General features: G+C 41.7%; 20 protein-coding genes. 9 read left to right on the plus strand and 11 right to left on the minus strand.

What is annotated here, in order from left to right; genetic code table 11:
• The first annotated feature begins 139 nt into the window (after positions 1 to 139).
• Positions 140 to 994: a Uma2 family endonuclease gene (locus H6G83_RS02175; RefSeq protein WP_190466252.1), complete on the plus strand. Its 855-nt coding sequence runs from the start codon at positions 140 to 142 to the stop codon at positions 992 to 994.
• Between the two features lie 207 nt (positions 995 to 1,201).
• Here the strand turns inward: H6G83_RS02175 and ftsH3 are convergent, their stop codons facing one another.
• The 3 genes from ftsH3 to H6G83_RS02190 form a co-directional block, all read right to left on the minus strand.
• Positions 1,202 to 3,043 carry an ATP-dependent zinc metalloprotease FtsH3 gene (gene ftsH3 / locus H6G83_RS02180; protein ID WP_190466257.1) on the minus strand — a complete coding sequence of 614 codons (1,842 nt, stop codon included), beginning with the start codon at positions 3,041 to 3,043 and terminating at the stop codon, positions 1,202 to 1,204.
• Positions 3,044 to 3,130: 87 nt separating this feature from the next.
• Positions 3,131 to 3,919, minus strand: a complete 789-nt coding sequence (locus H6G83_RS02185; protein ID WP_190466260.1) for an aminotransferase class IV — start codon at positions 3,917 to 3,919, stop codon at positions 3,131 to 3,133.
• A gap of 201 nt (positions 3,920 to 4,120) precedes the next feature.
• A complete protein-coding gene (locus H6G83_RS02190; protein WP_190466263.1) occupies positions 4,121 to 4,906 on the minus strand; it encodes a hypothetical protein in 786 nt (261 codons plus the stop codon).
• 383 nt (positions 4,907 to 5,289) lie between these two features.
• Between H6G83_RS02190 and H6G83_RS02195 the strand changes: the two genes are divergently transcribed.
• The 3 genes from H6G83_RS02195 to H6G83_RS02205 all read left to right on the plus strand — a co-directional run bounded on the left by H6G83_RS02195 (position 5,290) and on the right by H6G83_RS02205 (position 7,722).
• Positions 5,290 to 5,748 (plus strand): hypothetical protein, encoded by a 459-nt coding sequence (locus H6G83_RS02195; RefSeq protein WP_190466266.1) that lies wholly within the window; start codon positions 5,290 to 5,292, stop codon positions 5,746 to 5,748.
• A 101-nt stretch (positions 5,749 to 5,849) separates the two neighbouring features.
• A complete protein-coding gene (locus H6G83_RS02200) occupies positions 5,850 to 6,758 on the plus strand; it encodes a hypothetical protein (RefSeq protein WP_242044386.1) in 909 nt (302 codons plus the stop codon).
• Positions 6,745 to 7,722, plus strand: a complete 978-nt coding sequence (locus H6G83_RS02205) for a hypothetical protein (protein WP_190466269.1) — start codon at positions 6,745 to 6,747, stop codon at positions 7,720 to 7,722. The genes H6G83_RS02200 and H6G83_RS02205 overlap by 14 nt, the downstream gene beginning before the upstream one ends.
• 403 nt (positions 7,723 to 8,125) lie before the next feature.
• Here H6G83_RS02205 and H6G83_RS02210 read toward each other — a convergent pair whose 3' ends face one another.
• A complete protein-coding gene (locus H6G83_RS02210) occupies positions 8,126 to 9,343 on the minus strand; it encodes an acetate kinase (protein ID WP_190466272.1) in 1,218 nt (405 codons plus the stop codon).
• A gap of 99 nt (positions 9,344 to 9,442) precedes the next feature.
• Between H6G83_RS02210 and H6G83_RS02215 the strand changes: the two genes are divergently transcribed.
• Together H6G83_RS02215 and H6G83_RS02220 are read left to right on the plus strand one after the other, a co-directional pair.
• Complete coding sequence (locus H6G83_RS02215; RefSeq protein ID WP_190466275.1) at positions 9,443 to 9,808, plus strand: hypothetical protein; 366 nt, start codon at positions 9,443 to 9,445, stop codon at positions 9,806 to 9,808.
• Positions 9,809 to 10,109: 301 nt separating this feature from the next.
• Complete coding sequence (locus H6G83_RS02220) at positions 10,110 to 10,436, plus strand: hypothetical protein (protein WP_190466278.1); 327 nt, start codon at positions 10,110 to 10,112, stop codon at positions 10,434 to 10,436.
• Between the two features lie 79 nt (positions 10,437 to 10,515).
• On the opposite strand, the gene H6G83_RS02225 is transcribed toward H6G83_RS02220, so the two are convergent.
• The 4 genes from H6G83_RS02225 to H6G83_RS02240 all read right to left on the minus strand — a co-directional run bounded on the left by H6G83_RS02225 (position 10,516) and on the right by H6G83_RS02240 (position 15,353).
• Positions 10,516 to 11,514 carry a transaldolase gene (locus tag H6G83_RS02225; RefSeq protein ID WP_190466281.1) on the minus strand — a complete coding sequence of 333 codons (999 nt, stop codon included), beginning with the start codon at positions 11,512 to 11,514 and terminating at the stop codon, positions 10,516 to 10,518.
• 271 nt (positions 11,515 to 11,785) lie between these two features.
• Positions 11,786 to 13,216, minus strand: a complete 1,431-nt coding sequence (pyk, locus tag H6G83_RS02230) for a pyruvate kinase (RefSeq protein WP_190466283.1) — start codon at positions 13,214 to 13,216, stop codon at positions 11,786 to 11,788.
• 98 nt (positions 13,217 to 13,314) lie between these two features.
• Positions 13,315 to 14,346: a type I glyceraldehyde-3-phosphate dehydrogenase gene (gap, locus tag H6G83_RS02235; RefSeq protein WP_190466286.1), complete on the minus strand. Its 1,032-nt coding sequence runs from the start codon at positions 14,344 to 14,346 to the stop codon at positions 13,315 to 13,317.
• A 476-nt stretch (positions 14,347 to 14,822) separates the two neighbouring features.
• A complete protein-coding gene (locus H6G83_RS02240; RefSeq protein ID WP_190466289.1) occupies positions 14,823 to 15,353 on the minus strand; it encodes an orange carotenoid protein N-terminal domain-containing protein in 531 nt (176 codons plus the stop codon).
• Positions 15,354 to 15,571: 218 nt separating this feature from the next.
• Here H6G83_RS02240 and H6G83_RS02245 point away from each other — a divergent pair, with 218 nt between their 5' ends.
• Positions 15,572 to 15,946 (plus strand): hypothetical protein, encoded by a 375-nt coding sequence (locus H6G83_RS02245; protein ID WP_190466292.1) that lies wholly within the window; start codon positions 15,572 to 15,574, stop codon positions 15,944 to 15,946.
• Positions 15,947 to 16,457: 511 nt separating this feature from the next.
• Here the strand turns inward: H6G83_RS02245 and H6G83_RS02250 are convergent.
• Together H6G83_RS02250 and queG are read right to left on the minus strand one after the other, a co-directional pair.
• Positions 16,458 to 17,099, minus strand: a complete 642-nt coding sequence (locus H6G83_RS02250) for an HAD-IA family hydrolase (RefSeq protein ID WP_190466294.1) — start codon at positions 17,097 to 17,099, stop codon at positions 16,458 to 16,460.
• On the minus strand, positions 17,074 to 18,048 hold the full coding sequence (queG, locus tag H6G83_RS02255) for a tRNA epoxyqueuosine(34) reductase QueG (RefSeq protein WP_190466489.1): 975 nt from the start codon (positions 18,046 to 18,048) through the stop codon (positions 17,074 to 17,076). Before queG ends, H6G83_RS02250 begins: the two co-directional genes overlap by 26 nt.
• A gap of 214 nt (positions 18,049 to 18,262) precedes the next feature.
• On the opposite strand from queG, the gene H6G83_RS02260 reads away from it, so the two are divergent.
• Together H6G83_RS02260 and H6G83_RS02265 are read left to right on the plus strand one after the other, a co-directional pair.
• Positions 18,263 to 18,781, plus strand: a complete 519-nt coding sequence (locus tag H6G83_RS02260) for an orange carotenoid protein N-terminal domain-containing protein (RefSeq protein ID WP_190466297.1) — start codon at positions 18,263 to 18,265, stop codon at positions 18,779 to 18,781.
• A 326-nt stretch (positions 18,782 to 19,107) separates the two neighbouring features.
• Positions 19,108 to 19,527 (plus strand): ketosteroid isomerase family protein, encoded by a 420-nt coding sequence (locus tag H6G83_RS02265; RefSeq protein WP_190466299.1) that lies wholly within the window; start codon positions 19,108 to 19,110, stop codon positions 19,525 to 19,527.
• A 172-nt stretch (positions 19,528 to 19,699) separates the two neighbouring features.
• Here H6G83_RS02265 and H6G83_RS02270 read toward each other — a convergent pair whose 3' ends face one another.
• Positions 19,700 to 20,143 carry a hypothetical protein gene (locus tag H6G83_RS02270; RefSeq protein ID WP_190466302.1) on the minus strand — a complete coding sequence of 148 codons (444 nt, stop codon included), beginning with the start codon at positions 20,141 to 20,143 and terminating at the stop codon, positions 19,700 to 19,702.
• Positions 20,144 to 20,495 lie beyond the last annotated feature (352 nt).

Raw genomic sequence — 20,495 nt, forward strand, 5'->3', positions numbered from 1 at the left:
ATTATTCAATTTAACTGTGAGTATCTGTAGGGTGGGCAGTGCAGCGCCATATGATTGTTTTGGCGCTACTTAATAATTGCCAAAAGCGATCGCTCTCAATCAACTAATATAGAAACAATCCTCGCAATGACTGTATATCATGGTTGAGCAAGTTTTAATCAATGCTGATGATTACTCTGTACCAGATGCCAACCAGCTAATCACTGAAGATGATACACCTGTGGATAACTTTGCATCTGCCAGACAACAACGTTTATTAGTTGGTTCGCTTTATACTTCTTTACAAGACCAGACATTCTTAGCCGAGGCTAATGTTGGTATTTATCATACCGATGGTGAGGCGGCGATCGTTCCTGACGTATTTATTAGTTTTGATGTCCAAACTCCTGAAAACTGGTGGGAAAAACAAAACCGATGTTACTTAGTTTGGAAGTTTGGCAAGGTTCCTGAAGTTGTGATTGAGATTGTCTCGAATAAGGAAGGTGAGGAACTAGGTAAGAAATTAAGAATTTATGAAAAAATGCGGGTTATTTACTATATTGTGTATGACCCGACTCAGCAATTAGGAGACAAGACACTGCGTGTGTATCAACTAAATGGTAGATATTACAGGGAAATACAAGAAACTTGGTTAGAACAAGTTGGTTTAGGCGTGACTTTATGGACTGGAGAATTTGAAGGTAGACAGGATAATTGGTTACGTTGGTGTCATCAAGATGGCACTGTTTTATCTACTGGTGATGAACTGGCGCAGAGGGAAAGGTTGGAGAAAGAACAGGCTCAACAGCTTGCTCAACAAGAGCGGTTGGAGAAAGAACAGGCTCAACAGCTTGCTCAACAAGCTCAACAGCTTGCTCAACAAGAGCGCTTAGAAAAGGAACAAGCTCAACAGCTTGCTCAACAAGAGCGCTTGGAAAAGGAACAGGCTCAACAACGCGCCCAATTATTAGCAGAAAGACTTTTATCTTTGGGTATTGATCCTGAGAATCTTTGATATGAGGATTTATGCACAAAGGTTGTCTGTTGAGACTGGGTATAAGGGTTTTGAATAGCCACATTCTCACACCCTTATACCTTTGCCAAAATCATTAATTCTTCTTGTTCATGCTTAAGTTTTAAGCATAAAAAATGGGAGTAATTTTTATGTTAGTTACTCCCATTTTTTTATTTCTCAGCACTAAAGTGCTTACTACAAACTTATCTAGGCAAATGCGGCGGTTTTTACGTCGTTATTTGCGAGGATTTCTTGCAGTTCATCGGCATCTACGGTTTCTTTATCAACCAGCATTTGCGCGATTTGGTCGAGGATGTGGCGGTTATTTACCAACACTTCTTTCGCACGGGTGTAGGCTGTGTCTACCAGTTTGCGAACTTCTTCGTCAATGGCGGCGGCTGTTTCTTCGGAGAAATCACGCTCTGACATGATGTCACGTCCCAAGAACATATTGCCTTGTTGACGACCAAGGGCGACGGGGCCGAGTTTATCGCTCATCCCGAAGCGGGTAATCATTTGGCGGGCTACACGGGCTACTTGTTGTAAGTCGTTGGAAGCACCTGTGGTCACTTCTTCATCACCGAAGATGATTTCTTCCGCGATACGACCACCCAAAGCTACAGCCATCTGGTTTTCTAGATAAGCACGGCTGTATAAGCCTGTATCCATGCGGTCTTCGCTGGGGGTGAACCAAGTTAAACCACCTGCACGTCCGCGAGGGATGATGCTGATTTTTTGTACGGGGTCATAGTCGGGCATCAATGCACCCACTAAGGCGTGACCGGCTTCGTGATAAGCTACTAAAACTTTGCGTTTTTCGCTCATTACACGGTCTTTCTTCTCTGGCCCAGCCAACACGCGGTCGATCGCATCGTTGATTTCGTCCATTGAGATTTCGGTCAGGTTGCGTCTTGCTGCTAAGATGGCGGCTTCGTTTAGCAGGTTGGACAAATCTGCACCTGTAAAACCTGGGGTACGACGAGCGATTTTATCCAAGTCCACATCTTTCGCCAAGGTTTTACCACGGGCGTGAACTTTGAGGATTTCGCTACGTCCAGAGTAGTCGGGACGGTCAACCACAACTTGACGGTCAAAGCGACCGGGACGCAATAAAGCGGCATCAAGTACGTCGGGACGGTTGGTAGCGGCGATAATGATGATGCCGGTGTTACCTTCAAAACCGTCCATTTCGGTGAGTAACTGGTTGAGGGTTTGTTCGCGTTCGTCGTTACCACCGCCTAAACCTGCACCCCGTTGTCTACCAACTGCGTCAATTTCATCGATGAAGACGATACAGGGAGCGTTGGTTTTAGCTTGTTCAAACAAGTCGCGGACACGGGAAGCACCCACACCAACGAACATTTCCACGAACTCAGAACCAGAGATGGAGAAGAAAGGTACGCCAGCTTCCCCGGCGACTGCACGCGCTAGGAGGGTTTTACCTGTACCTGGAGGCCCTACTAACAGCACTCCTTTGGGAATTTTTGCACCAACGGCGGTAAAGCGATCGGCGTTTTTGAGGAAGTCTACGACTTCGTTGAGTTCTAATTTGGCTTGGTCGATACCCGCAACGTCACCGAAGGTAACTTGGGTTTGGGGTTCCATTTGCACTCGCGCTTTGGACTTACCAAAGTTCATAGCTTGGCTACCAGGGCCACTTTGAGCGCGACGCAGCAGGAAGAATAAGCCTACAAGCAGCAATACAGGGAAAAATAAGCTGCTTAAAGCCTTAAACCAGAATCCCTCGTCGGTTTGTGGCAATACAGAAATATCAACGCCTTTGGCTGTCAGAGTATTGATTAATTCTGGATCGTTGACTAAAGTAACAAGTTTTTTATTAGGATCGTATTTGGGTGTTACCAGTGCTGTAGAACGGTCTGCACTTAAGCTAACTCTTTCTACTCTGCCTTTTTCAACTTCTTGAATAAACTGGCTATAACGCCATGACTCCTTATTTTGGGGTTGTTTTTCAAAGAAAGCTGTGCCAAGCGCAATTACAACTATAAACAGCAGCGCGTACAGCCCCGCATTTCTCCATCTTTTATTCACCGAGGTTTGTCCTCCCGTATTTTTGTGCGTAGGGCATTATGAGAATTATGTTAACTTATCTTAACCTATACCAAAATGATACACCCATTATGCTAAGAATAGTTGCCTAAGTTTGTGCAAATTTGAATGGTAGGGATCATATTGTAACGATTCTCCATGCTGGTGAACGGTATGTATGGGAATAACTTCCACCACACTATTAGTGTAGGCGATCGCTTCAAAGCCTTTGACAATTTCCGATGTCCAAGCCTCTGTGACCACCTGTTGCTGGGTTTGCAGCCAGTCAATTAACTGCGATCGCCCAATTCCCGGTAAGATACCCTCTGTTAAAGGTGGTGTCCACCATCTCCCATTTTGCCATCCCCACAGGTTGCCTGTGGTGGTTTCCAGCCAATTTCCGGCATTATTTACTAAAATTGCTTCTTGAGAATTAGATTTTGCGGCGTTAGTCTTAGCCATCCAAGCACTCAGGTAGTTCCCGGTTTTATGAGAAGGTAAACTCCGATATAGTTCTGGTTGGGCGAGGGTACAGGCTACGCCGTGTTTTTGCATTTGTGATAAATTCTGAGGTAGGTGTCTACCTATAATCCATTCTCTACCATCAGGAAAGATGGTGATTCTGAGAACGGGGAATTTTGTGATGAGTAATTCTGCACCTTGACGGACTCGGTTCCAGTCTGGTTGTTCCCAAGCGAAAGATTGGATGGATGTGTGGAGGCGATCGCAATGCGCCAGCCAATTAGTTAAACTACTATCCAGCGAACCGCCATAAACCCGCAGCGTTGTAAACACCGTCGCCCCATACAACAACCCAGGATCATAAATATCTAACTCTAAAGTTTGGGAATTAATGAACTTACCGTTATACCAGAACATTGAGGGGGAAGGGGAAGGGGGAAAGGGGAAGGGGGAAAGGAGAAAGGGGGAAAGGAGAAAGGGGGAAAGGAGAAAGGGGACAGGGGACAGGGGACAGGGGACAGGGGAGAAGCTTTTGCTCTTTTTAGTAACAACTGACAACTGTCAACTGATAACTGATAACTGTTAACTGTTAACTGATAACTGATAACTGTCAACTAACTAATCTTTTGGTGGAAATATAATTTGATTTAAGCCTTGAGGGGTTGTAATCACTTTTCCTCCCAATTTTTCAATAGCATTAATTGCTCTTTTACGAGTTTCATCATCAACGTTATTACTTAATATCATTCCCCAAGTGGAAATTTGAGCATATTTGCTGTTAGGGTTGGTTCGCAAAAAATTAGCAGTTCTTAAAGAAGTAATAGCTATATATTTGCTTTCTTCATCTGTATATTTACTCGCCCAGTCTGCGGCTGTTGTAAAAGACTGTTGTGCAGCTTGAGCATTGCCTAAAAATAATAACTCATCAATTCCTTTATACCGCCAAACATAATATGACTTATCTGGCAGATGGGGTTTTAAAGATTTTAAGCCTTTTTCCATCAATCTTATAGAATGTTCCGGCATAGCTGCGTAGAGGGAAATACTAGTTGAGAGACTGATATAGACTTCCAAAAATCTGGGATCACGTTCTATAATCACATCAAAATAATCTGGGCTAAGGCTGTAACCAGTTTTAGCTCGAACATCGTCGTCACCGAAGTATTGTAAAAAATTCAGATACACCCAATTAGCCATTAAGTTATCATAACCGAATGTGGGTGTCTTCTTAAGTAAATTCAGCCTGAGTTTCTCTGCCTGAATATCCTTTTCTAAGGTCGCTAAAGGAATGTCCTGTTTATTCTTTAATAACGCCTGTAATCGCGGAGATTGTATCCAGCCAATACTTAAGGCGCATAAACAGACTACGCAAGGAGCGAGTATAGCTTGACGAGATATTAGCATAATCTTCCTAGCTTGATTGTATATAAGTAGTCTGCCCGTAAAGATATTTAACTTTATCATTCAAGTTGATGAACCTGGCAACCTAACGCCAGTTACACTTTAAGCGTCTGATAGGGCTTCTGTTGTCAAGTCTGTATCTTATGTTTGAGCAACTACGTATATTGGTGCTTGAGCAAAATCTATAGGGTATACCTACATAGGTAGGATAAAAGTACAGCCGTTAAGTGTTATGTTATACTTGTACTGAAGAAGCCTTATGCAAATATATGGCAGAGTGATTTGTTAAATTTACTTAACTTTATTTCCCAAAGGTTTGTAAAATTTTCCACATCACTTAGAATTGAATCTAGTCAGCATTTAAACTACTTATCGGTAATAACATCATGGCAAATACAGACGTTGAAGAATTGGTAAATAAAAATTCAATTGTGAAATCTGAGAAGGATGATTTCCAAACAATAGTTACGCATCTTGACTCTAATAATTTAGATGCTAATAGAATTATTGATGCTATTAAGTCAGCCATAGTTGAAGTTGTAGAGTTGGAAATTACTACTTGGGTAGAAGAGCCATCGACATCGGGTGAAGAAGCAGTAAACATAACCAAAGTGGCTAAACCAGGCAACCGAATTTACACCAAAATTAATTTAATAAGTGGAGATATAGAAAACGAAGTAGGTAGCCAATTTTTAGCTAGTGGCCCTTATGCTGAATTACTAAATTTCCACCTAGTGCAAGTTAAAGATAGTCGGGAAATCATGCAGAAGAATATAGAAAGTGTTCAGAAAATATATAAGATTCTTATGGAGATGTATAATTCGCGCAAGACTGTACAAATATAAAAGGAGATTTTAGGTGTAATGGTCGATTAATCTGCTTATGATTACTACCTAAAGCCATTACATAATCAAGGATTTTATCAGGATTATAAGAGGTAATTACTATGGCTAATAGACCAGCATCTGACAGTTATCAGACTCCTGATATAGATAGAGATGGATCTTATAATGGTGGTAAATTAAGAAAAAATACTCAAGCTACAGATATTATCCAGTCTAAATCCAGAGATTTATTAAATAAATTTGTCTCATCTGTACAGATATTAGTTGATGATATTACAGCCTTAGAAGTTAATACTATGGTTGTCTCTAATATCACAGGTAATAAATTTAATGCTTGGGAGGCATATCAGGAAATTTATTCTATAAATGATAAGGACTATTTTGATGTAAAAAAAATTCCTAACGATAGTCCATTACGTGAGCGTTATATAGAGTTATTTTCTCAGTTAGAAAGAGAGTATTTCTATATAATTATTGAGGATGAACAATTGAATAATAGAAAAGTAGAACAATATCATCAGCGCTTGCAATTATTAAAGGAAATCAAAAAAGGTAATATAGTTGAATCTGACCCTCAATATATAGAATTAGCTCGTCCTATATTACCTGCACCTACGCCTGTTTTGGATAGGGAAAATTTAAATAATCAAAATCAAAGCCAACAAGACTGGGAACAAAATCGTCAAGAAATCCAGTATCTTTTGAGTAATGATAAATTTGTGCGATCGCTACGCAAAATTGCTGAACTAAAAGCTGCGCTTGATGGTGGAGATGTGACAAGCACTAGAACAGATACTATTTATGCTCAAACTGTAATGCAGTTGGATGGGGATATTATTACTAGATATCACAAAGACTTATTTAGCTTACCAGAAGAAGCAAAAAAGTTAATCCTGCAAGTCCACAATGAAGGAGTCGTTGCTGGTGAAAAGCAATGGCATGGAGTGCTAGATTTTATGATTAATTTGGTAAGAGATTTGGCGAACTTATCTAAAAATGGACAACGATAACATTCAAACAAATAATTTTACTGATGTTGCAGTTGCTATTTCCTTGCCAATTCCTCAAGGTGACATTTTGCAGCTTCAGGTTGAGCAAAGTCACTATACCTTTTACCTAAATCAGCAAATTGTAGAACAAATTCAGCAAGCAAAAATTACGGGTATTTCTCTGGAAATTCCGCCAAAGCTTTTACTGTCTCTATGGTACTATGCCTGTTTTAATTCTAGTTTTGTGCCAGTAAGTAAGGGGCAAGACAATAATAATAAGTCTCTAACTAAGTCTTACACTTTTTTTGTAGTAAATATCCTCAAGGCTTTTTGGCATAAATTTTTACAAAAGAACATAACTTTAGCCGCAGGTTTTACTTTCACATCTTGCTATCAAAGAGAGGAATTGTCTGTTGCTGATCCTCTTCAAGAAGACTGTATTTTGCAAAGCGTTGTTTTATTTCATGGTGATATATTGCATAAGATTAAGCGGGATTTTTTGCAATATAATTTAGATTCCCAAAAGATTATCTCGGCTCACTATTGGCTCACTGAACAAATTTTGGCTGGTTTAAGGAGTAGTTTAAATCTGCTAGTTTGGGAGTTATCTTCGCTAGTTACTAGTGTCTTTTTAACATGGAATATTTTTGACTTAAATATCCCCTATCTAAGAAGAAATATTATCACATTTATCTTAGTATTGCTATTTTTAACTATATCAATTGCCTCTAGTCGTTCTTTATTTGCTAATCGATTACGGGAAGATAAGAGTATTAATAATCAATATTGGCATCGGCTATCATGGTGGATAAGTACTATTCTACCTACAATCTCTTTGATTATTTTTAATATTGGCAGAGAGAAAATTTATATTAGTACTGTGTTATTGTCATTAATTACGCCGCTTATGCCTATCGTAGCCAAACTCAGTTTAAATTTTATTTTGCCACGGCTGGGTCGGTTTGTGGTGCGGCGCTTAATATAGCAGGGGACAGGTGATAGGTGACTCTTGACAGGGCTGCAAGCCTTTGAAATTAAAAGTTACGTCTAATGTGATTAACAATTCAAAATTCGCGCATTCAAAATTCGCGCATTAAAGACATTTTGCCTACGGCACGCTACGCGAACAGTTGGGGATTTAAACCCCAACTGAAAATTTGCTACGTACAGACGTAGGGGTCTTTAACCATCGGAATTACGATAAAAATCTTGTAATTGGCTAGACATTTGTAGGGACGGGTTAATCAAATATCATCAACAATTAACGATGATCCCGGTGAACCCGCCCCTACCGAGTCTCATGAGCTACCGGCTTAGGCTATTGTTTGGATAATAAAGGTTTTTCTAATTCACATCAGGCGTTAATTGTGAATTGATATCAGTACTTTTCATCGTTTTAATAAATGCCAGCATTGTTGTGCGATCGCCCAATCTTCCTGAGTATGAATTACCAGCACCCGTACTGTAGAATCAGCAGTGGCGATATCTACATCCACTGGTTTATCTTGATTCTTCTGGGGGTCAAGTTTTAATCCCAAAAATCCGAAAGCTTCACAAGCAGCTTGACGAATACCTGCGGACTTTTCCCCAGCGCCGGCGGTAAACACTAACACATCCAAGCCTTGCAAACTCGCTAGCATGGAACCAATACCAGAACGCAGGCGGTGGACATAGATATCCCAGGCTAGTTGGGCGCGATAGTTACCTTGGGCGATCGCATCTATCACTTGGGGTAAGTCGCTGGATATGCCAGAAATTCCCCGCAAGCCGGATGCTTTATTTAAAACATAGTCTAATCTTTCGGCGGAATATTCAGATTGTCGCATTAAATGTATGATAATTCCCGGATCAATGGAACCGGAGCGGCTTCCCATCATTAACCCATCTAGGGGTGTGAAACCCATTGTGGTATCAATGCTGCGACCATTTTTAATGGCGGCTAAGGAACAGCCATTGCCAAGATGACAGGTAATTATCCGCAGAGATGCCAAATCTCTACCCAGAATTTGGGCTGCACGGGCAGAACAGTATTGATGGCTGATACCATGAAATCCGTAACGACGAATACCCTGTTCTACCCATTCATAGGGGCCGGGATAGATGGCGGCTGCGTCGGGTAAGGTGGCGTGGAAGCCAGTATCAAATACTGCAACTTGGGGGACATCACCTAAGCTTTTTTCGATCGCTTCTATACCTTCCAAGGCGGCGGGGTTATGGGCTGGGGCGAGGTGGGATAATTTGGCGATCGCCTGTTTCGCTTCCTCGTCGATAATCACACTATTACGATAATTTTGCCCACCATGTACCACCCGATGTCCCACCACATCGATTTCTGATAATTGTCCGATAACTTTAGTCGCGCCACGGCTGAGAGTATACAGCATATAGGTGACGTGTGCTTGACGAGAGTCACCATAAATCGATTCATGCAGCGTTGCACCCTTGGCTGTTTTTACTGCAATTTCCGCCACACCCCTATCTTGAGTCCAGTTAACCTTTCCTTCCCAAAGCGGTTGCGGTGCTTCGCTTAAAAGCGCGTCATCGGGAATTTCATACAAACAACTTTTTTGACTGCTAGAACCAGCATTTAATATTAGTACTTTCATTACTTTTACGTGATTTAGGTTTGTGAGTTTTGAGCTATATAAATCCTTAATTCTAGTATTAAATAAATCTATTAGTTATATTTTAGGACAAGCAAAGACGTGAACCGTTTTCAGAAGCTATCCTCAATCGTGTTTTTGTTATTAGCTTTCATCTATCCACCTACATTGGTTGAAGCTAAAGAAAGCACTCAAAATAATGTTCTCAAAGAACAGAGTGTGGAAGCAGAAACAAATTTGGTCGGAGGTGAAAGCAGACCACTGCTGCTAGCGCACCATCGCCATAGACGGCACTACTATGGACGGCGACGTTATAGACGGCATTATTATAGACGGCGCTATCATAACGGACATTACTACAGACATTACTACCGTCGAGGACGTTATCACGGCTACTATCGTCATGGTGGATGGGAACTTGTCCGCGATCGCCACGGCAGACACATATACGATTGGCGGCGTTATTAATAATGATTAACGCTAAAATCGACCTGTGCAGATAAATTGAAAACTACAAATCGGTGTTGGGTGGTAATATTGCAAACTGCTATTTACCACCCAGATCATAATAATATAAATCGGCTGGATTTTTTAGAAGTTATTATTTTTAGCTGAGAAGTTTTCATAGTTGATGGTTACTTAAATTTGTTGCTATCTCTTTTTTATGACTTTTTAACTATTAAAAATATCATTCTATGGATAGAGATATTTATCATCAAGAAAACTTTATGTTTTTTATGGTGATTGATTTTTACTAAAATTTAAAAAAATGAAAAGTTTTGCCAAACTAACTTCGATTGCATTATTGCTTTGTAGCTTTGTTTATCCGCCTTTTCTCGCTGAAGCAAAAGCTAGTATCAACGCTGATGGTGTTGATCAAAAAAGCGTTGAAGTAGAGGCAAACCTAATTAATAATCAAACTGAAGGTATTTTACTTGCTCAACGTCCATATGTCCGCAGAAGATACCGTCGCCCATATGTCCGCAGGAGATACCGTCGCCCCTATGTACGTAGAAGATATATTCGTCGCCCCTATGTCCGCAGCCGATATATCCGTCGTCCCTATGTCCGTAGACGATATGTCCGCTACAACTAGAGGCTAGGGGCTAGGGATAGGGAGGTTCAAGATTTTTCAACCTATCACCTGTCCCCTGTCCCCTGTCCCCTAAAATATGTTAATGACTGGCTACGACTTCCAAACGAGCTAGTCTTTCTGCTAAAAGTGTTTCTAACTCTTCCAACGCTTTGGTAAAGCCTTTGATACCTTCGTCTAATTTGTCATTAGCCATGCGATCGCTAGCGTGCATTTTGTCAAAGGTGGCTTTGTCGATGGAAATCTTTTCCATGTCGGATGTAGCAGCCTTGGCGGGGTCAAGTTTGCGGGGTAGTTCACCGATGGTTGCTTGCAACTCACCTAACAAGCCTGGAGAAATTGTCAACAAATCGCTACCAGCTAATTCAGTTATTTCCCCAATGTTACGGAAACTAGCTCCCATAACTTCGGTTTTGTAACCAAACTTCTTGTAGTAGTTGTAGATTTTGGTAACGGATAATACACCAGGGTCTTCGGCGGAGGGGTAGCTATCGCGTCCAGTTTCTTTCTTGTACCAGTCCAGAATGCGACCGACGAAGGGAGAAATTAGGGTGATACCAGCTTCAGCACAAGCGATCGCCTGATGCAAACCAAACAGCAATGTCAAGTTACAATGAATACCTTCTTTCTCCAGAACTTCCGCAGCCTTGATACCTTCCCAAGTAGAAGCAATTTTAATCAAAACACGTTCAGGGCCGATACCAGCCGCTTTATATTGTGCAATCAATTCCCGTGCTTTGGTAATAGTAGCTTCAGTATCGTAAGATAACCGCGCATCCACTTCTGTAGAAACGCGACCAGGAATAATTTGTAAAATCTTCAAACCAAAGGATACCGCCAAACGGTCAAAAGCCAGGGAAACAATTTGACCTTTGCTAGCACCTACGCCCGCGTCTTTTTTCGCTTGCAATAAGGTTTGATCCACAATTTCCTGATATTCAGGCATTTTAGCAGCTGCCGTAATCAGTGAGGGATTGGTGGTTGCGTCACGGGGTTTAAACTTTTCAATTGCTTGAATATCACCTGTATCAGCAACTACAACAGTCATTTCTCGCAATTGTTCTAGTAAATTTTTAGTCATAAAATGCTCCATGAGTTGAATTTGTTAAGACTTACGCATATGGGGAGGGGTGGGAGGTAGGGGTGTAAACAAAGGATTAATCTCAAAAGAAAAATACTCATCTCTATCAGTTCCCCTTAATCACCCCTACACCCCCATACCCCTACACCCTTATACCCCCATACCCTCTTCACACCCGTTTTCTTTCCTGAAAATTCTGATTTCGGCAATTATTCTTAACCATTGCTCAGTTCGGTTAAGTACCAAAAGTCTCAGACTTATTCTAGAGAGATTAGGCGGCGATGGGTTGTCCGATAGAATGCACTTTGATTAAACTAGTTGTGCCTGATTTACCAATTGGCACGCCAGAAGTAATCACTACCTTGTCATGTTCATGCAGTAAACCTGTTCTGACAGCGTTGTTGACAACATTGATCATCATCTCTTCCGCATTATGGACTGGGGGAATAAGTAAAGGTTCCACACCCCAAGAAAGGGCTAGCTGACGGTAGGCGGTTTCATCAGGAGTGAAGGCAAAAATTGGTGTACTGGGACGATATTTAGAAACCATTCTGGCTGTGCTTCCTGATGTGGTGTTGCAAAGAATCGCCTTCGCCCCCGTTTCATAAGCGATACGACAGACAGCTTCAGCTACAGATTCGGTGACACTCAAACCGCCAGCTTCATGTGTCCAGCAATGCTTACTACCTTCTTGCAAAGACTTTTCTGTAGTCACAGCGATATCGTGCATAATCTGGACGGCGGCGACGGGATACTCGCCTACAGCCGTTTCCCCAGATAGCATCACCGCATCTGTACCATCGAGGATAGAGTTAGCCACGTCGGTAGCTTCCGCGCGGGTGGGGTCGGGGGCGCTAATCATCGACTCTAGCATCTGGGTGGCGGTAATTACTGGCTTACCGGCTTGGTTGCAACGGCGAATGATGTCCTTTTGAATCAGGGGGACTTGGTGGATAGGCATTTCTACCCCTAAATCACCACGGGCAATCATAATCGCGTCGGCAACGGCAATGATAGAATCAATTTGCTCAACTGCCTCTGGACGTTCAATTTTGGCAATCACCCGTATGGTTTTACCAGCCGCTTCAATCATACGTTGGGCTGGTTCCAGGTCATGAGGCGATCGCACAAACGACACCGCCACCCAATCGACATCCAACTCAATCCCGAAACGCAAGTCCTGCAAGTCTTTTTCAGTGATGGAACTGACAGGTAAACGAGTGGCGGGTAAATTCACCCCTTTGCGAGTAGAAATCACACCACCGATTTTCGCCACAGCCCGAATGCGATCGGCATCGCGATCGGTGACAATCAACTTGACACGACCATCATTAATTAAAATCGGTTCCCCAGGGCGTACCATTGCAAACAAAGTCGGCAATGGTAAAGGCAATTCATCCAGACTACTACCCTTTTCCTGCAAGACAAATGTCACTTCCTTACCAGCCTCTACCATCAAACCTTCCGGCGGTAAAGTTCCCAAGCGGATTTTCGGCCCGCACAAGTCCTGCATAATAGCGATCGGCTTTTGTCTGTCAGCGCTAATTTGCCGTAAATACTGGGCAGTTTGGGCGTGAAAGTCATAAGCCCCGTGAGAAAAATTCAGCCGTGCTACATTCATCCCAGCTTTTGCCAACGCTTCCAACCGTTCTGGTGCAGATGTAGCCGGGCCTACAGTACAGATGATTTTAGTTCGACGCATAGGTATTTGGGATACGGGGACTGGGGAAACAGTGAACAGTGAACAGTTATCAGGTTATGTTCACTGATAACTGTTAACTGATAACTGATAACTGACACTTAAACAGCAGCCAGTTGTTCTTTCTGTACCATTGACAACATTAGGTCAACTACACGATTGGAATAACCCCACTCGTTGTCATACCAAGCGACTACTTTGAAGAAGTTGGAGTTAAGTTCAATTCCTGCACCTGCATCGAAAATGCTGGAGTGACTATCACCCTGAAAATCTGTGGATACTACTTCTTCGTCGGTGTAACCTAAAATACCAGATAGTGAACCTTGGGCAGCTTGCTTCATGGCTGCACAGATTTCTTTGTAGCTGGTGGCTTTGTTCGTCTTGAAGGTCAAATCTACCACGGAAACGTCTGGGGTAGGGACGCGAAAAGCCATACCAGTTAGCTTACCTTTTAACTCTGGTAGCACCAGCGCCACAGCTTTGGCTGCACCTGTGGAAGAAGGGATAATATTTTGGGCTGCACCCCTACCACCGCGCCAGTCTTTCTTGCTGGGGCCGTCTACTGTGGGTTGGGTAGCCGTCATGGCGTGAACTGTCGTCATCAAGCCTTCGGTTAAACCAAAGTTGTCATTGATTACTTTAGCGATCGGTGCTAAACAGTTGGTGGTACAACTAGCATTGGAGACAATTAAATCCTTACTAGGGTCAAATAAATGGTGATTTACCCCAACCAACAATGTCCGCACTCTTTCTGGATCTTTAGTAGGGGCGGAAATTATGACGCGCTTTGCTCCTGCTTGTAGGTGTTTAGATGCGCCTTCATAATCTGTAAACAACCCAGTCGATTCTACGACATAATCAGCGCCTAATTTGCCCCAAGGCAATTCTGCTGGGTTCCTGACTGATACACAAGGAATAAAACGCCCATCAATGACAATACCATCATCTTTGGCTTCCACCTGATTATTTAACTTACCGTGGGTAGAGTCGTATTTTAATAAATAAGCCAAGTTATCGGGCGGTACAAGGTCGTTAATACCCACAAACTCAATATTGGGGTTATTAATGCCGGCACGTAACACCAGCCGCCCGATACGACCAAACCCATTGATACCAACTTTTACCTTCTCCAAAATTAACCTCCTATGATTTCGTCAATCTAGACTTCTACCCTAGCTACATAATGCAAATAGCTAGGTGAATTTAGTCTGACTGAGCTGATCGTGACAGCCCTAGACGCTTAAAGCCCAATTACTTGGCATCTTTTAAGGTTTCGGATTGGAGATTGGCTATCAGGAATTAGTAAATATACTTCAAATTAGTTTTTATTGTCTATTTTCTCACAAGTAGTGTAGGTTTCACAGATCAACTCTCTATAAAATGCGCTTAATTATAATTAAATTAATTGTATTTACACAGTGAATCAAATTTCAAAAACTTCTGCGCTAACCTCTGCGTTAAAAAAAGTTAATCTTTGACAAAGAAAACCTGTAGATTTTTACTATTATATAGCAGTGTTAAAGCTAAAGCCATAACACCCTACTTAATTAGCAATGCTCATCATGTGATATTTGTGGTGGGCAATGCCCACCCTACTAATTTTTACCAATTAAAGACTTGGTGTTTTACCTGTTTCTGCCTGTGTTTCTATTGGCTGAACTTCACTGTAACCCATTTCTCCAGCAATGGTACGGAACACAGACATTTGCTGTTCAAACTCTAATTCTTGAATTTGTGCTAACAGATCGTTAACTGCTTGGCTGCCTTCATAATCATCGGGCATTCCTACTATTTGATTTCCCATAGCTACAGCCCAAACATACCAAACTAATAACTGATTATTTTCTTTTAAAGCACCATAAGCACGAGAATATTCTGTATCTACACGGTTTACAATGTCCCGCATAATATTCAATTGTTCATCATGTGATAACTGGAAAAAGTTACCTAATAAAAGTGGTGCTAATTCTGGTTCTGCGGCGGCGGGTGCTGCTGGAGTAATAGATTCACCCATTTCTTCATAAACAAAATAGAACCAAGCCAATTTAGCATCAGTATCTAATTTATTAAAGGCATCTACTACACTTTGAGTTGCATTGGTTTGAGCTTGAGCAATATTTTTATCGTAACTAGCAGTCATATTTTCCCCTCGATTAAACTTAAAGATGTTAGAATAAGGGTTATCAGATTTCAGTTGTTGTTAGCTACGTTCGTGAGAAAGAATAAATAAAATTAATGTTAGGTATTTATATCTATCTTTTAATAGAGGTCAGAATCTTTCTCAGGGGTACTGAACAATAGCTAGTCACCTTGTTACAATCGCCGCAGCAATTAAAAAATTACTTTAAGGTGTTAGCTATGACTGAAGAAATCAAACCAAATCCTAATCAAGCTCCTACCCATGATGCACAATTAGCTGCTGAAAATATAGCCAGTGGTGAAGAAAAAGCACCAAAGGTTGATTTTGATGCTGATTATGCGAATGCACAGCAATTTAGTGTTAGTGAAATTGACCGCACAGGTGAAGGTGCGGCTGCGGCTGAAGCGGCTACTGCGTCTCAATTTGAACTTTCCCAACCTGAAGAAACAAGAACCGAAGCGCCAGCAACAGGTGATCCTGATGACTATGTAGAATTAGCTAAAGAAGTTGGTGCTTCTAGAAATGAAGCCGTGACTGCAGTTAGCGATGATTTAGTTAAACAAGCTTTAGAAAAAGGTCAACCTAAAAAATAGTTATTAGTCATTAGTAGATATGTAGTAGTGGCGTGTCTAGACTAAACTTGTGCAATAAAAATAAATCTTGTGGTGTGGGCATCTTGCCCGCACCGGACGGGCAAGATGCCCATCCTACAAGAAAGGAATAATGCAACATTTTAGCCTAGACAGTCCAGTAGTAGCGTGGCAAGGCTAAAATAGTGCAATAAGTTTCCTCTCTAACCTCTGTGTCTCTGTGCCTCTGTGGTTAATTAATGCAACATTTTAAGCTTGCCACGCTAGTAGTAGCGTGACCGGACTAAAATGTGGCATTAGATGGGGGAAAATCGAACGCAGATGCACGCAGATAAACGCAGATGAACAAGATGATAGATTGTTGGCTAATGCACAAAATTAGTCCGGTCATGCCACTACAGGAACGCACCGTCACATAACTAGGTGCGTTAGGCGCTTAGATTATCTTTCTCGTGACAAATCATCTGGTAATATGCGCCTAACACACCCTACAACTATTGAGTACAACTATTGACTATGAATTAAAATTTTTGATTACTTCTAATAGTTCGGTTGGGTGGTTAATTAAAAAATCGGGATTTTGTTTGGCTAAGATTTCGGAGGAGTTGAAGCCCCAAGTTACGGCAATTACTTTGATATTGGCTTTCTTGGAGGCTTCAATATCTCTAGTTTCGTCGCCGACATAAATTACTGCATGAGGCTTGAATTGTTTCTGCCTCATGACGTTATTAATTATAGTGGTTTTGCCAAAAATTGTCACTCCTGAATAGATAAAGTCAAATAAACTGTCTAGTTCATTAATTGCTAAAAAGGCGGTAACGTTATCTCTAGAGTTTGAGGTAATGATTCCTAGCTTATAATCATGCTGTTGTAGCTGTATTAGTGCTTCTTTAATGCCTGGAATTGGTTTTAACTCAGGAATTTTATTTTTTAATTCTGATTTAACTTTTTTGACTAAGAAAGGTATTTTTATCAGCGAGACTCCTGAGTATTTAATAATTTCTCTTGATGAAAAACTTCTGAGTAGAGTTAATTGTTCTGGTGTAATTTGTGCATAACCAAACTCTGCCGCCAAGCGATTGGCAATACCGACAAGAGCATCTACAGTATCAGCAATCGTACCATCAAAATCAAAAATGATTACTTTCTGGGTCATTATTTCCCTGGGATGCGTCTAGATTAGCACGGGCATTCCGTCTTAACATTTCTGGCTTAATTCGCCTCAATGCTGATGCCGGAAATCTTTTTTCCCACTCCTCATCTGAGATTTGCGCTAATTCTATCAGCTGAGGCGCAATATTTTCTGGGTATGGTTGAAAATCTACCACATCTGTTGTTTGAGCAAAACGCTGATTCCAAGGACATACATCTTGGCAAATATCACAACCGGCTACCCAGCCCTGCATCCGGGATGCGATCGCCTGCGGTAATTCTGCTGCCCGATTCTCTATGGTATGATACGCAATGCACTGGTTGGCATCAACTACAAACGGTTGAGTAATCGCACCTGTAGGACAAGCATCTATACAGCGAGTACAGTTACCACAATGTTCTGTATGTGGGCGATCGCTTTCTAGTTGCAGATTTGTCACTACTTCACCCAAGAATACCCAAGAGCCATACTCTCTCGTAATTACATTACCATTTTTCGCTATCCAGCCAATCCCGGCTCGTTGCGCCCAGACTTTATCTTGTACTGGGCCAGTATCTGCATAGTGACGCGCTTGTACGCCTGTATCTAGTGATTGTAACCAACTGGTAAACGCTTTGAGTTTTTTGTGCATCACCTTATGATAGTCTCTCCCCCAGCCATAGCGGGAAATTTTGGCGTATTCTTCACCTGGGGGACGTTGCTGTGGGGTGTAGTAATTGAGCGCCACAGATACAAGCGATCGCGCTTCTGGCATGATTAAGCTGATATCATAGCGCTTCGGGTTATCCATCCACTGCATATCAGCGTGATAACCCAGCTTTATCCATGCTTGCAGTCTTTCGGCTTCTGTGTTCTTCCCTGGACTGACAGCAGCAATGCCAACTTGATGAAAACCAAGCTCTATGGCTTTTTCTTTTACCACACTGCTGTTAACTACGGAACAGTGGTTCATTTGTATGAGCAATTGCCAAACTAGCGGCACTTTGATTATACATAAGTTAATCAAGCCTAAAGTTAAATATTTTCTACTCACTCCATTTGTAAATTTTATTTGCGTTTTGTAAAAAAATAACGCAATATGGTACGCAAGAGGACAAGCAACCCAGAGTGATGCAAGCCTCCCACTGATTCGCAGTGAACTATAACCAATCGACTGTGGTGCAATCATGACATTCACTTCTGACTCCGCTTCCACCCGTTTTTCTCAAGCTTTCAACAACATCCAAGCTGGTGATGTTGTTGCTTCTACAATTGCTATATTCCAAAGCCTCAGCATAGATGACCAGTTGGCAGTATTATGGTATGCCTATACTGAAATGGGTCGTTCTGTTACCCCAGCCGCTACAGGTGCGGCGCGTTTACAATTAGCCGAAGGTCTATTAATTCAAATCAAGCAGATGTCTCATGCAGAACAATTAGAAGTCATGCGTGACCTCGCTGCTAAGAAAAATACCCAGTTTTCTCGCTCCTACGGTATTCTCAGCACTAATACAAAATTAGCATTCTGGTACGAACTATCAGAATTAATGGTTAAAGGTTTCGTTGTACCTGTACCCGCCAATTATAAAATTTCCCGTGATGGCGCTCAAGTATTAGAAACAATCAAGGGATTAGATTTCGGTCAACAAATCACTGTTTTCCGCAAGGTTGCTGCTGATATGGGTGTTGATCCTTTGGCTGATTAACTATAGTAGGGAACAGGTAACAGGGGACAGGAAACAGTTGGAAAAGCTGTTTACTATGGGAGTTTGATGATGACTCCTTGCCATAATATATCTGGCAAATCCTACATTTCCAACCTCAATGTCATACTAATTTTAGTTCCCAGGCTATGGTCTGGGAGCTAATTCTTACTTGAGTATGAGTATCTGTTATAGGTAATATAGCCCTATGGCAGCTTTTTTATATCTAGTTTTAGCTTTTAATTGAGGTTTGTAGTCAGGATTTTGGTGTTGAGGGGCGTTAGGACTAAAGTCCTGACTACGAACTTAACTTTGTTACGGGTTATTTTATGAAAACTGCTGAATCATTAACTCATATCCAGACAGAAGTTATTACCGGAATCACAGAAGCGACAATTTTGCAATATTTTGCTACTCTCAACGCAGGAGAATTTACAGCGACGGCGGCGTTGTTTGCTGCTGATGGTGCGATGTATCCGCCCTTTGAATCTGCTATTGTGGGACCAGATGCGATCGCTACCTACCTACAACAAGAAGCACAAGGTATCAAAGCCGTTCCTCGTCAAGGGTTGGAAGAGACTTTAGAAGATGGGCAAATTCAAGTGCAAGTTTCCGGTAAAGCTCAAACTTCTTGGTGTGGCGTTAATGTTTTATGGCTATTTACTCTTAACCAACAAAGGCAGATCACTTACTCTCAAATCAAACTCTTAGCCTCTCCCCAAGAGTTAATGACTTTGCGTCGTGAGTAAGGTTAAGGACTGGACAAATAGGGGAAAAGAAAACCTTTCCCCTTTGCTCTTTTTATGGACTTATCACTCAGCGCCCTATTGAATGATATGGCAGTAGCCACATAGGTTAGCACAAGGATGAATCATAAAATCTTTATGGCAAGCGGCTTTTCAGCCTATCACCTGTCCCCTGTCACCTGTCCCCTGCTATATTTGCTGTTTGTAGAGAACGCAGCAACATTTTTCTTCCCAGTTCAATGTCTGATGGCGCACATTGCCAGTCTGGGTGTGCTGTCATTAATAAGCTGTCTAAACTCTCTTGATCAAATAAATGCCAAACAGGGGCATTGTTAACTGTACTTTCTATCGCGTAGCAGTTAATGCCAACACAGTGAAGCGTGCAACTGCTAGCAATTCTGTCCAAGGTCATTTTTTCCCCTGGTTGCAAAAAGCGAAACTGACGGATAGCTTGCTTAAGTTCACTCATGCTCGAAACCATTAGCCCTGGTAAAGCGACGGTGAGGTTTTTATCTCCGTTCACCTTAATCCAGTAGTGCCGACTCGGATCTATTCCTTCTAACCAAGGTAATTCATCATCAAGGCGATAGCGTGGTGATAAACAAAAGGAAGCTTCCATTGGTATTCGGTAGATTTACGACTAGGGTTTTAACTTGAGAGTATTTCCCACCGCTCCACTTAAAAATAGTACGTGGACTGGCTCATAATTTAAGTTTCTAATAACTTTTACCTATAAATCAAATAATGTTTGCAAAAGTTATTAAAATACTTAATATTTTGCAACAATACAAGTTATGGAAGTTTCAGGTTAACTTTCAAGAAACACAGGTGACAGGTGACAGGTGATAGGTGACAGAAAGAAAAAAGGGAATAGTTGTGTTTCTTTCATGTTTTACGGGAGCGTTCATCGCGCCTGTAGGAGGCTTTCAAGAAACACAGGTGACAGGTGATAGATGACAGGTGACAGTTAA

The sequence above is a fragment of the Anabaena azotica FACHB-119 genome (assembly GCF_014697625.1).
In the GTDB taxonomy this organism is placed as follows: domain Bacteria; phylum Cyanobacteriota; class Cyanobacteriia; order Cyanobacteriales; family Nostocaceae; genus Trichormus; species Trichormus azoticus_A.

Bases quoted from the DNA above. Each gene is read 5' to 3' on its own strand.
- H6G83_RS02175 (WP_190466252.1), top strand. From the start codon at position 140: ATGGTTGAGCAAGTTTTAATCAATGCTGATGATTACTCTGTACCAGAT.
- H6G83_RS02185 (WP_190466260.1), bottom strand. From the start codon at position 3,919: ATGTTCTGGTATAACGGTAAGTTCATTAATTCCCAAACTTTAGAGTTA.
- H6G83_RS02190 (WP_190466263.1), bottom strand. From the start codon at position 4,906: ATGCTAATATCTCGTCAAGCTATACTCGCTCCTTGCGTAGTCTGTTTA.
- H6G83_RS02195 (WP_190466266.1), top strand. From the start codon at position 5,290: ATGGCAAATACAGACGTTGAAGAATTGGTAAATAAAAATTCAATTGTG.
- H6G83_RS02200 (WP_242044386.1), top strand. From the start codon at position 5,850: ATGGCTAATAGACCAGCATCTGACAGTTATCAGACTCCTGATATAGAT.
- H6G83_RS02205 (WP_190466269.1), top strand. From the start codon at position 6,745: ATGGACAACGATAACATTCAAACAAATAATTTTACTGATGTTGCAGTT.
- H6G83_RS02210 (WP_190466272.1), bottom strand. From the start codon at position 9,343: ATGAAAGTACTAATATTAAATGCTGGTTCTAGCAGTCAAAAAAGTTGT.
- H6G83_RS02220 (WP_190466278.1), top strand. From the start codon at position 10,110: ATGAAAAGTTTTGCCAAACTAACTTCGATTGCATTATTGCTTTGTAGC.
- H6G83_RS02225 (WP_190466281.1), bottom strand. From the start codon at position 11,514: ATGACTAAAAATTTACTAGAACAATTGCGAGAAATGACTGTTGTAGTT.
- pyk (WP_190466283.1), bottom strand. From the start codon at position 13,216: ATGCGTCGAACTAAAATCATCTGTACTGTAGGCCCGGCTACATCTGCA.
- H6G83_RS02240 (WP_190466289.1), bottom strand. From the start codon at position 15,353: ATGACTGCTAGTTACGATAAAAATATTGCTCAAGCTCAAACCAATGCA.
- H6G83_RS02245 (WP_190466292.1), top strand. From the start codon at position 15,572: ATGACTGAAGAAATCAAACCAAATCCTAATCAAGCTCCTACCCATGAT.
- H6G83_RS02250 (WP_190466294.1), bottom strand. From the start codon at position 17,099: ATGACCCAGAAAGTAATCATTTTTGATTTTGATGGTACGATTGCTGAT.
- queG (WP_190466489.1), bottom strand. From the start codon at position 18,048: ATGAACCACTGTTCCGTAGTTAACAGCAGTGTGGTAAAAGAAAAAGCC.
- H6G83_RS02260 (WP_190466297.1), top strand. From the start codon at position 18,263: ATGACATTCACTTCTGACTCCGCTTCCACCCGTTTTTCTCAAGCTTTC.
- H6G83_RS02265 (WP_190466299.1), top strand. From the start codon at position 19,108: ATGAAAACTGCTGAATCATTAACTCATATCCAGACAGAAGTTATTACC.
- H6G83_RS02270 (WP_190466302.1), bottom strand. From the start codon at position 20,143: ATGGAAGCTTCCTTTTGTTTATCACCACGCTATCGCCTTGATGATGAA.